This window comes from Pseudomonas sp. 31-12 (assembly GCF_003151075.1).
Lineage (GTDB): Bacteria > Pseudomonadota > Gammaproteobacteria > Pseudomonadales > Pseudomonadaceae > Aquipseudomonas.
The window spans coordinates 1,271,385-1,281,848 of sequence record NZ_CP029482.1 but is presented as its reverse complement, the minus strand read 5'-3'; the positions used below and the strand labels follow the sequence as shown (position 1 = coordinate 1,281,848).

The window sequence follows — 10,464 nt, the reverse complement described above, 5'->3', positions numbered from 1 at the left end:
CGGGTGAGGCCGCGTAAAAGTCACGGGCCAGCAAGCGCGCAATATTAATGATAAATATTCTCATACGCAAAACAGTTCCGATTGCCGGGGGCATTGCACACCCCTACAATGCGAACAATTCTTGTTCTCTAACGTATCCGTTTGTGTCGGAGTGGTTCTGTTGCAGCCCGCCAATCCCGTCGAAATCCTCTATCACGCCCACCACAACTGGCTCACCGGTTGGTTGCGGCGCAGGCTTGGCTGCCCGGACAGTGCGGCGGATCTGGCTCAGGACACGTTCATTCGCGTGCTGACCGCCCGGGAAACACCGCAGATCATCGAGCCGCGAGCATTCCTGACCACGATCGCCAAACGCGTGCTGTTCAACCATTACCGTCGCCATGATCTGGAACGCGCCTACGCCGAAGCACTCGCACAAATGCCTGAGGTGTACGCGCCGTCCGAAGAAGAACGGGCGATCATCCTGCAAACCCTGATGGAGCTGGATCAGTTGCTGGACGGTTTGCCGCGTCTGGTCAAACGCGCCTTTCTGCTGGCGCAGGTCGATGGCCTGACTTATCCACAGATCGCGGCGGAACTGGGCATTTCCATTGCCACGGTCAAACGCCACTTGAGTAAAGCAGCCATGCGCTGCTATTTCGCGCTATGAACGGTACTCCGGACTTTTCTTCCCAAGTCGCCGAACAGGCCGTGCACTGGTTGATGGAAATGCAGCAAGACCCGCTGAACCCGCGCCAGCAACAGGCCTGGCAGCAATGGCACGATGGGCACAGCGAGCATCAACGGGCGTGGGAACATATCCAGCGGGTCAATCAGCGTCTTCGCGGTTTGTCTTCGCCGCTGGCCCACGCGGCGCTCAATGCGCCGAAGTCCGGCAGCCGACGTCAGGCGTTGAAACTGCTGCTGATTCTCGGCGCAGGTTCCGCGGTCACCTGGGGCATGCGCGAACACAACGTGCTGCCGCCGTTGCTCGCTGATTACCGCAGCCCCATCGGCCAGCGGCGCAAGGTGGCGCTCGGCGCAGGCAATCAGTTGCAGCTCAACACCGCGAGTTCGGCGGATGTGCGGGTGGAGGGCCCGCAACGGCTGATTCGTTTGCTGGAGGGCGAACTGCTCTTGACCGCGACCCAGGCGTTTCAGGTGCAGACCGCGCAGGGCGTGTTGACCACGCAAGGTGGACGATTGAACGTGCGGCAGTTTGCTGATCACACCCAGGTGGCGGTGTTCGAGGGCAGAGTCGAGTTGATGCCGAACGATGGCGCCCCACTGGTTTTACCTGCCGCCCGGCAATTGGGTTTCGGCCCGCGCGGCGTGGGTAAACCGCTGCCGCTGGAGGCCAACAGCGGCGCCTGGGCCGACGGCATGCTGGTGGCCGCCCACATGCGCCTCGGGGATTTTCTCGACGAGCTCGGCCGCTATCGTCGCGGGCAGTTGAATTGCGATGCGAAGGTGGCGGATCTGTTGATTTCCGGGACGTATCCGCTGGCCGACAGCGAACGGATTCTGGATCTGCTGGAAATCAGCTTGCCGGTGAAAGTGAAGCGCTTTACCCGGTATTGGGTGACCGTCGAAGCGAAGGTGTAATTCTGGAGCGAGACACCTTACCTGTGGCGAGGGAGCTTGCTCCCGCTCGGCTGCGCAGCAGTCGTAAATTTGGGGCCGCTTCGCAGCCAGCGGGAGCAAGCTCCCTCGCCACAAAAGCCGGCCATTGTCAGCCCAGCAAATAAATTCATCCAATGTGAGCCGTTTTTCAGATCTGGCGTGACAGAGAAGGAAAGCCCCCTTGATTCCACCTTCTCAGGATCGTCCTCCATGCACCCCACCCGCCTCACTCCGCTGGCCCGAACCGTGCGCCACCTCTTGCTCGGCGCCAGCTTGAGCTTCGGCGCGCTGCCGCTCGCGTTCGCCGCCGATGCCAAGCCGTACCACATCGCACCGTCCTCGCTCGAAAGCGCACTCAACCAGTTCGGCCGTGAAGCCGGCGTGTTGATTACCTTCGGTTCGCAAGTCACTAGCGGTGTGCAGAGTCGTGGACTGGAAGGCAACTTCACCCCGTCGCAGGGCCTGGACGCATTGCTCGAAGGCACCGGCCTGCAAGCGCGTGCCGAGGGCGACAATGCCTTCAGCCTGCAACCGGTGGGCGACACTGCGCTGGAGCTGGACACCTCGAAAGTGGTCGGCGACTGGCTCGGTGACGCCGCGCAAATCAACGTCTTCGAGCATCCTGGCGCACGTGATGTGATCCGCCGCGAGGAGTTCGAGCGCCAGGGCGCGACCCAGGCCAAGGACGTGCTCAACCGCATCCCCGGCGTGAACGCGCCGGACAACAACGGCACCGGCAGCCATGACATGGCGCTGAACTTCGGCATTCGTGGGCTCAATCCGCGCCTGGCTTCACGCTCGACTGTATTGATGGACGGCATCCCGGTGCCCTTCGCACCTTATGGCCAGCCGCAGTTGTCTTTCGCGCCAGTGAGCATCGGCAACATGGACGCGGTGGACGTGGTGCGCGGCGGCGGCGCGGTGCGTTACGGCCCGCAGAACGTCGGCGGCGTGGTCAACTTCGTGACCCGCGCGATTCCCGATGAACCAACGGTGAAAGGGGGCTTCCAGACCGAAACCAGCCCGTCCTCCAGCCACGACGGCTTCAAAACCACCGGCAACTTGCTGGCCGGCGGCACCGCCGACAACGGCTTGGGCGGCGCGCTGTTGTATTCCGGCACCCGCGGTGGCGACTGGCGTGAACGCAGCGATACCGAAATCGACGACCTGATCCTCAAGGGCAAATACCAGCTCGATGACGCCAACAGTTTCAACGCGATGGCTCAGTATTACGAAGGCAAGGCCGACATGCCCGGCGGCTTGAACGTCGCCGATTACGATGCCGACCCGTACCAGTCGACCCGCCCGAAAGACCAGTTCTGGGGCCGCCGGACGATGTTCAACTTCGGCTATCGCTATCAGGAAGACCGTCGCGAATTCACCGCCAACACCTTCTTCACCAAAACCCTGCGCAGTGGTTATCTGGATCAGGGCACGTTCCTGTCGCTGTCCCCGCGCGAGTATTGGGTACGCGGCCTGGAAACCCGTTTCGCCCAAGGCTTTGACCTCGGCCCGACCAGCCATGAAGTCGGTATCGGCTATCGCTACATCAACGAAGCCGGCCACGAACTGCGTTACCGCGAGCCGATTGCCAACAATACCTACCCGACCACTAACAGCCGCAATGATCGCGACACCCGGGGGGGCACCGAGGCCAACGCGTTCTTCCTTGATGACCGGATCGACATCGGCAAGTGGACACTCACGCCGGGCATTCGCTACGAGATGATCGATTCGCAGCAGACCAACAACCTGACCAACGTGAAATACAAAGGCGATTACAACACCGCGCTGCCGGCGCTGAACGTGCTCTATCACGTGACGGACTCCTGGAATCTCTACGCCAATACCGAAGGCTCGTTCGGCAGCGTGCAATACAGCCAGATGCCTAACCGGGTGACCAGCGGCGAAGTCAAACCGGAAAAGGCGCGGACCTGGGAACTGGGCACCCGTTACGACAACGGTGCGTTGAGAGCGGAAATCGGCGCGTTCCTGATCAACTTCGACAATCAGTACGAAAGTAATCAGACCAATGACTCGGTGATCGCCCGCGGCGAGACGCGTCATCAAGGGATCGAAAGCAGCATCAACTATTCGCTGGATGATTTGAGCCCGTCACTGGCCGGCTTCGATGTGTACGCCACTTACGCCTATGTGGACGCGACCATCCGCGAAGACGGACCGAACAAGGGCAATCGTGTGCCGTTCTCTTCGAAACACAAAGGCACCCTTGGCGTGGGTTACACCGAAGGCGCGTGGAAGCTGAATCTGGACAGCAGCTATCAGAGCGACCAGTTTGCCGACAACGCCAACACTCCGGCAGAAAGCGCTGACGGCAGCACGGGCAAGATTCCCGGGTACATGCTGTTCAGCAGCCGAGCGGCGTATGACTTCGGGCCGAAGTTGTCGGATTTGAATGTAGCGGTGGGGGTGAAGAATATCTTCAACCACCAGTACTTCACCCGCTCGTTCGATGACAACAACAAGGGCAAGTACGTGGGGGAACCGCGAACGGTTTATGTGCAGACCTCGGTGGCTTTCTGATTACTGTCGACATCACTTGAGATTGTCGTAGCCCCTGTGGCGAGGGAGCTTGCTCCCTCGCCACAGGTAATCGTGGAGCCAGAGATTCTGGTGAACACCGTAAACAAGAACGGGCCTGCATTAGCAGGCCCGTTTTCAGTGGGAAGGTAAAAAGTGAATCAGGCTTCAGCCGTTTTGAGCAGCCTGTTCGTTCTCGAGAAACTCGTCTTCCAGCAGCGCATCGGCAGCGACTCGTTCGAATGGCACAACAGCGGCACGTGGTTTGCCCCGCAGTTTGCCGAACAGATGCTCTAGCGCATGTTCGAGCTTTTCCGCCGCACCGTCGATCGCTTGCTCCAGGGTGTCGGCTTTATGAGTGACAGAAATCGGTTGGTGGCCTTTTGGCCGCGCTTCCAGCTGACAGCGCATGTCATGGGGACCTGGCTTGTCGCCGTTCTCGTCCCGCAGATGAACCTCGACGCGTGTCAGGTCCTCTTCATAACGTTCGAGCGTGCTCTCAATGGTAGTACGTACCCACTCCTCCAGTCGGATGCTGCTTTGAATATGGTTATCACTGTTGACTTGGATTTGCATAGTTCATCCCTTATTTCAGCTAGCTCGCGAGAGGCGCATCGGCTGGCCCTTGGGCGTCATCACCGTGACCTCTTACTTACACAATCGGTCTGCGCGCAGAACATTTCAACCCCTAGAAAAAGATAAATATGGATTCGCAAAAAAAGCCGGACAACGGCCAAAAGCGCTGTTAAGGTCGGGAGTTGGGTCGCCCCTCTCTTTAGTCGCAATTGCTCACATCTGCCGCTCCGCCAATGGGTGCAGACTCCGAAAGATCCCCGCCTCCTCTACCAACCAGTCATGCACCGCACGCACACCCGGATGGCTCAGCGCGCCTGGCGCATAGAGCAGCACGTAACGCTTGTGATTGGGCACCGCCAGGCCAAACGGCACGATCAACGTCCCTCGCTCCAGCTCGTCATTCAGCAAGGTTCGCCGCGCAATCGCCACGCCCATGCCGGCAATCGCCGCTTCGATGGTCAGGTGATTGCGATTGAAGGTATGCCCGCGCCGCACGTCCGCGCCCTCGAAGCCAATGGCATTGAGGTAGAACTCCCATTCCGCGTACTCGTAACTGCCGCGCCAGGCGGTGATGTCGTGCAGCAGGGGAAAGTGCACCAGGCCCGCCGGGCCGTGCAGCGGTGGCCGGCCGCGTAGCAGACTCGGGGCGCAGACCGGGAAGATCTGTTCGTCGAGCAGGGTTGTGGATAACAACCCGGGATAACTGCCGTCATTCAAGTCGATCGCCAAATCGAAGTCGCCTTCGTGCAACGGCACGCTGCTGTCCTCGGCCACCAGGCGCAACTGAATGTCCGGGAAGCGCTGCTGCAAGCGCGGCAGGCGCGGGGTCAGCCACTTGCTCAGGAACGATGGAATAGACCGCACCCGCAGAATCCCGCTGATCATTCCCGCGTCCAGTCGTCGCAATTCCGCATCGATGTTGCCGTAAGCCTCGTTGACCGTAATGGCCAGTCGCTGGCCCTCGGCGCTCAATTCCACACCGCGGGCACGGCGGTGAAACAAGCGAAAGCCCAACCGTTCTTCCAGTTGACGGATTTGCTGACTGACCGCACCCGGCGTGATGTGCAGCTCTTCAGCACATCGGGTGAACGACAAGTGCCGCGCGGCACAGGAAAACACGTGCAGCCAGACGTATGTCTGGGCGTGCAATTGGCGACTCATTGTTTAGTCCTGCTAAAGGCTGTCTTAGGAAGTTTCGTTGGTCACGTAGGACCGAGGTAGGCAGTATCGCCGACATTGCGCTTGTCCTACAAAAATGGCAGCGATTTCTCTTCCATTGCTTGTATAGGCTTTAGCATGGCTATCAGTGTTTTCGATCTCTTCAAAGTCGGCATCGGTCCGTCCAGTTCCCACACCGTCGGCCCGATGCGCGCCGCGGCGACCTTTGCCCAGGCACTGATTGACCAGGGTTTGCTGGACGCCGTGCGTCGGGTAGAAATCCGTCTGTACGGCTCCCTTTCGGCCACCGGCGTCGGCCACGCGACCGACCGCGCCTGCGTCATGGGCCTGATGGGCGAATGGCCGGACAGCATCGACCCGACCACCATCGACAGCCGCATCCAGACCCTGCGCGAAACCGGCGAGTTGTCTCTGGCCGGCAACAAAACCATTGCCTTCAACTGGCAACGCGATCTCCTGCTGCTCGACGAGAGTTTGCCCTACCACCCCAACGCCATGTCCCTGACAGCCTTCGGCGAAACCGGAGAGTTGTCGGAGCAAACGTACTACTCGATTGGCGGTGGTTTCATCATCGAAGCGGCGGAAGCCGAGTCCGGTATCGCGCCGACCAGCGACGTGGTGCTGCCCTACGATTTTTCCAGCGCTGGCGAACTGCTCAAGCTCTGTAACCAGCACGGCCTGCGGGTTTCCGAGTTGATGTTGGCCAACGAGCTGGCCTGGCGCAGCGAAGCCGAGATCCGTCAGGGCTTGCTGCACATCTGGTCGGTGATGCGTGAGTGCGTCGAGCAAGGCTTGCGTCACGAAGGCATCCTGCCCGGCGGTCTGAATGTTCCGCGCCGCGCGGCGAAATTGCACCGCAGCCTGCTGGAAATCGGCAAGCCGAATGTCATCACGTCCACGCTGTCGGCCATGGAGTGGGTGAACCTGTTCGCCCTCGCCGTGAACGAAGAAAACGCCGCGGGCGGGCGCATGGTGACGGCACCGACCAACGGCGCAGCGGGGATCATTCCGGCGGTGCTGCACTACTACATGAAATTCAACCCGGACGCGTCGGACGATGACGTTGTCGCGTTCTTTTTGGGCGCGGCGGCCGTAGGGATACTCTGCAAGAAAAACGCGTCCATCTCCGGTGCCGAAGTCGGCTGCCAGGGTGAAGTCGGTTCCGCCTGCGCCATGGCCGCTGCCGGTCTGGCCGATGTGCTCGGCGCCACGCCCGAGCAACTGGAAAACGCTGCCGAAATCGGCCTGGAACACAACCTCGGCCTGACCTGCGACCCGGTCGGTGGCCTGGTGCAAGTGCCGTGTATCGAGCGCAATGCGATTGCAGCGGTGAAGGCGATCAACGCCACGCAAATGGCCCTGCGCGGCGACGGCAAACACTTTATTTCCCTGGACCGGGTAATCCGCACCATGCGCGATACCGGCGCCGACATGCACGACAAATACAAAGAGACTTCACGGGGCGGCCTGGCTGTCAGCTGGGTGGAGTGCTGAGGAGCATTCCCTGACCGCCCGTAACCGTGAGCCCGAGCAAGAACAATAACGAGGCCAAACGATGACCGATGTACGTACACCTGCTGCCGATAACCCAGCTGTAGAACTCAAACGCGACACCGCAGCCGCTACCAAAGGCTGGAGCAAACACGACACCACCTGGATGCTCGGCCTCTATGGCACGGCCATCGGCGCTGGCACGCTGTTCCTGCCGATCAATGCGGGCGTGGGTGGTTTCTGGCCGCTGCTGATCCTGGCGGTGCTGGCATTCCCGATGACCTACTTTGCTCACCGGGGCCTGACCCGCTTCGTGCTGTCCGGTCGCTCCGGAGACATCACCGAAGTGGTGGAAGAACACTTCGGCATTGGCACCGGCAAGCTGATCACGCTGCTGTATTTCTTTGCGATCTTCCCGATTCTGCTGGTGTACAGCGTGGCGCTGACCAACACCTTGAGCAGCTTCATGGAGCATCAACTGCACATCGCCCCGCCACCGCGGGCGATTTTGTCGCTGGTGCTGATTCTCGGTCTGATGGCCATCGTGCGTTGTGGCCAGGGCGTCATCGTCAAATGCATGAGCGTGCTGGTTTATCCGTTCGTCGCGGCGTTGCTGCTGCTCGGAGTCAGCCTGATCCCTAACTGGAACGGCGCGTTCTTCGCCACCGCCAGCGAAGGCATGCCGCTGCCGCTGTTCTTCAAAACCTTGTGGCTGGCGATCCCGGTGATGGTGTTCTCTTTCAACCATTCGCCGATCATTTCCGCGTTCGCCGTTGACCAGAAACAGCGTTACGGCGAACAGGCCGAACGCAAGAGCAGCGGCATTCTTGCCATCGCCCACGCCATGATGGTGGTGACGGTGATGTTCTTCTGCTTCAGCTGCGTGCTGGCGCTGTCCCCGGCTGATTTGGCGGCGGCGAAGGCGCAGAACATCTCGATCCTGTCGTACCTGGCCAACCACTTCCAGACGCCGGTCATCGCATACGCTGCGCCGCTGATTGCGCTGGTGGCAATCACCAAATCCTTCCTCGGCCATTACATCGGCGCCAGCGAAGGCTTTCAGGGCCTGATCGTGAAAAGCCTGCGCGGCCGTGGCCGGGTGATGTCTGCCAGTTGGCTGAACCGCATCACTGCGCTGTTCATGATCCTCAGTTGCTGGGCCGTGGCGACGTTCAACCCGAGCATCCTCGGCATGATCGAAACCCTCGGCGGGCCGATCATTGCCTGCCTGTTGTTCTTGATGCCGATGTACGCCATCCATCGCGTGCCAGCCTTGCGCCAGTACTCGGGTCAGGCGTCGAACGTGTTCGTGGTGTTGATCGGTTTGATTGCACTGTCTGCGATCATCTACTCATTCCTGCCCTGAATCGGGCAGGCCAAAAGAAGGCGGGCCTCAGTGCCCGCCTCTTTTTTGCCGTGATCATTGTTCGACAATTTTCTCGGCATGGCCCTTGCTAAGTCTTGTCTGAGGCAAAAGGACTTTTGAAAACCTCAGCGAGCGGCCTGCCAATGGTCCGGTAATGCGAACCAACCTGATCGTGGCCGGTCAACAACTGCACGTTCAATCAGGCGGTGACGCATCATGGACAACCCTTTTCAGCTCATTACCGATGCCTTTGCAGCGGACTATCAGATCAACCTGAGCATTCAGGGGCTGGACGGCCGCATCATGCTGACCCTGTCCAACAGCGGCCACGTGGTTGCCAAGCGGATGATCAGCGCCGAACAGCGCAATGACCCCAAGCGCCTCAAGCGCCTGGTGCAAAGCATTCAGTTCGGCATCGCCATCGAACAGGGCCATAGCGCCATGTCGATCCTCGAAGCCATGACCGATGGCGACAATCGCAACCTGCCGCCACCCCAAGTCAAAGCCAAGCCCCGCCCCACCATGGGACTTTAGATTTCGCCCTTCTCCACTTCGGGATGTTCACCGGAACCCGCACCGACCTTGCGTTGCGGGTGTTCGATCTTCACCGAAGGGAATTGCGACGAAGCGTAACGCACCACCAGAATCGCAAACGCCAGCAGCAGAATCCCGCCGCACAGGTAAATGATGCCGAGGTCCGGCGGGTTGTGGTGCGAGACGTTGGAAATCAACAGTCGCGTCAGCGCCGTGATTGCCACGTAGATCAGGAAGCGCACCGGCATGTGGTTGGTCTTGAAGTAAATCCCGACCATCGCACCCAGTTCCAGGTAGATGAACAGCAGCAAGATGTCATCGATCTTGATGTGCCCTTCTTCGATCATCCCGAGAAATTCCATCACCGCCGCCCACGCGGTCACTGCACCGATGGCGAACAACGCCAGGTAATGGAAGGTCTCGACGAACAGGTTGCCCAGGGACTCGGCCAATTGATGCACGTTCTGCCGCAGTTTCTCGGCCCAGTTGATTTTCACGGTGATTCTTCCTTAGCTCGGTTCGAGCGGATGATGCGGGTTTGACGTGACGGTTGTTCTGCATGCAGAAAAAAGGCCAGAGGCGCCTGCCACATGATGGCGAGATGCTCTAAAACGCGCTCCGTGGCGTTTGGTCGCACCTGAGAGAGCCAGCCTGCTCGCGAAGGGAGCAACTCGGTCCACCTGACAAACCCTGATTTCGGTCTACATTGAAAAGCCACTACCCAAAGCGCAGGGATTCGCTTATCCTTTTCGCTGTATATAAATACAGTGGTCGAAACAGACAACTAATGTGAAGGCATGTGAGGTGGTGAATGGCCGTCGAAGTGGTATACCGCAGCAGCCGAGATCTGGAGCGCTTGTTCATGGATAAAGCCGAAGCTGACCGTCATGACAAAATGCTCGAACTGGCTGAGTTGCTGGCTGAAGTGTTGCAGAAAGCCGTTCCGTCCCTGACCGAACAGCAGGTAGAAGAAGCCGGGATCTACATGGCGAAGAATCGCGATGTGTTCGCCAAGGCATTCAAGAGCCAGCCGGATGCGTTGTCCGAACTGCTGAATGCGCCGGCCGAAGTGGTTGAAACGTCTGAACCGGTTGAAGAAGTTGCCACCGCTGAGCCGACCAAGCCAGCTAAAGCCGCCAAGACACCGAAGTAAGCAATGCCCGAATTGAATAGGC

Annotated in this window: 9 protein-coding genes and 1 pseudogene; 7 read left to right on the top strand and 3 right to left on the bottom strand. The window is 59.6% G+C overall.

The genetic code is table 11. The features are described 5' to 3' along the window. Positions 1-160: 160 nt before the first annotated feature. The 3 genes from DJ564_RS05820 to fecA all read left to right on the top strand — a co-directional run bounded on the left by DJ564_RS05820 (position 161) and on the right by fecA (position 4,146). Positions 161-649, top strand: coding sequence for a sigma-70 family RNA polymerase sigma factor (locus tag DJ564_RS05820; RefSeq protein ID WP_109628046.1), 489 nt, complete (start codon positions 161-163; stop codon positions 647-649). Beyond that, complete coding sequence (locus DJ564_RS05815; protein ID WP_109628045.1) at positions 646-1,584, top strand: FecR domain-containing protein; 939 nt, start codon at positions 646-648, stop codon at positions 1,582-1,584. Before DJ564_RS05820 ends, DJ564_RS05815 begins: the two co-directional genes overlap by 4 nt. Positions 1,585-1,812: 228 nt before the next feature. Next, complete coding sequence (gene fecA, locus DJ564_RS05810) at positions 1,813-4,146, top strand: TonB-dependent Fe(3+) dicitrate receptor FecA (RefSeq protein WP_109628044.1); 2,334 nt, start codon at positions 1,813-1,815, stop codon at positions 4,144-4,146. 165 nt (positions 4,147-4,311) lie between these two features. Here fecA and DJ564_RS05805 read toward each other — a convergent pair whose 3' ends face one another. Next, positions 4,312-4,719, bottom strand: coding sequence for an HPF/RaiA family ribosome-associated protein (locus tag DJ564_RS05805; RefSeq protein WP_054049780.1), 408 nt, complete (start codon positions 4,717-4,719; stop codon positions 4,312-4,314). Between the two features lie 213 nt (positions 4,720-4,932). Then, positions 4,933-5,880, bottom strand: coding sequence for a LysR substrate-binding domain-containing protein (locus DJ564_RS05800; RefSeq protein WP_109628043.1), 948 nt, complete (start codon positions 5,878-5,880; stop codon positions 4,933-4,935). A gap of 135 nt (positions 5,881-6,015) precedes the next feature. On the opposite strand from DJ564_RS05800, the gene DJ564_RS05795 reads away from it, so the two are divergent. From DJ564_RS05795 to DJ564_RS05785, 3 genes are all read left to right on the top strand, one after another. Next, the gene (locus DJ564_RS05795) at positions 6,016-7,392 is read left to right on the top strand and encodes an L-serine ammonia-lyase (protein ID WP_109628042.1); all 1,377 of its coding nucleotides are present in this window, start codon (positions 6,016-6,018) and stop codon (positions 7,390-7,392) included. 61 nt (positions 7,393-7,453) lie between these two features. Beyond that, positions 7,454-8,755 carry an HAAAP family serine/threonine permease gene (locus DJ564_RS05790; protein WP_109628041.1) on the top strand — a complete coding sequence of 434 codons (1,302 nt, stop codon included), beginning with the start codon at positions 7,454-7,456 and terminating at the stop codon, positions 8,753-8,755. Between the two features lie 216 nt (positions 8,756-8,971). Then, entirely contained in the window at positions 8,972-9,289 is a 318-nt protein-coding gene (locus DJ564_RS05785) for a DUF3509 domain-containing protein (protein ID WP_109628040.1), read from the top strand. Here the strand turns inward: DJ564_RS05785 and DJ564_RS05780 are convergent. Further along, the gene (locus DJ564_RS05780) at positions 9,286-9,786 is read right to left on the bottom strand and encodes a phosphate-starvation-inducible protein PsiE (protein ID WP_109628039.1); all 501 of its coding nucleotides are present in this window, start codon (positions 9,784-9,786) and stop codon (positions 9,286-9,288) included. The two genes, DJ564_RS05785 and DJ564_RS05780, sit on opposite strands and share 4 nt — an antisense overlap. A 314-nt stretch (positions 9,787-10,100) precedes the next feature. On the opposite strand from DJ564_RS05780, the pseudogene DJ564_RS05775 reads away from it, so the two are divergent. Continuing rightward, positions 10,101-10,355 (top strand): annotated as a pseudogene (locus DJ564_RS05775) (YebG family protein); the annotation flags it as partial. Positions 10,356-10,464: the final 109 nt, after the last annotated feature.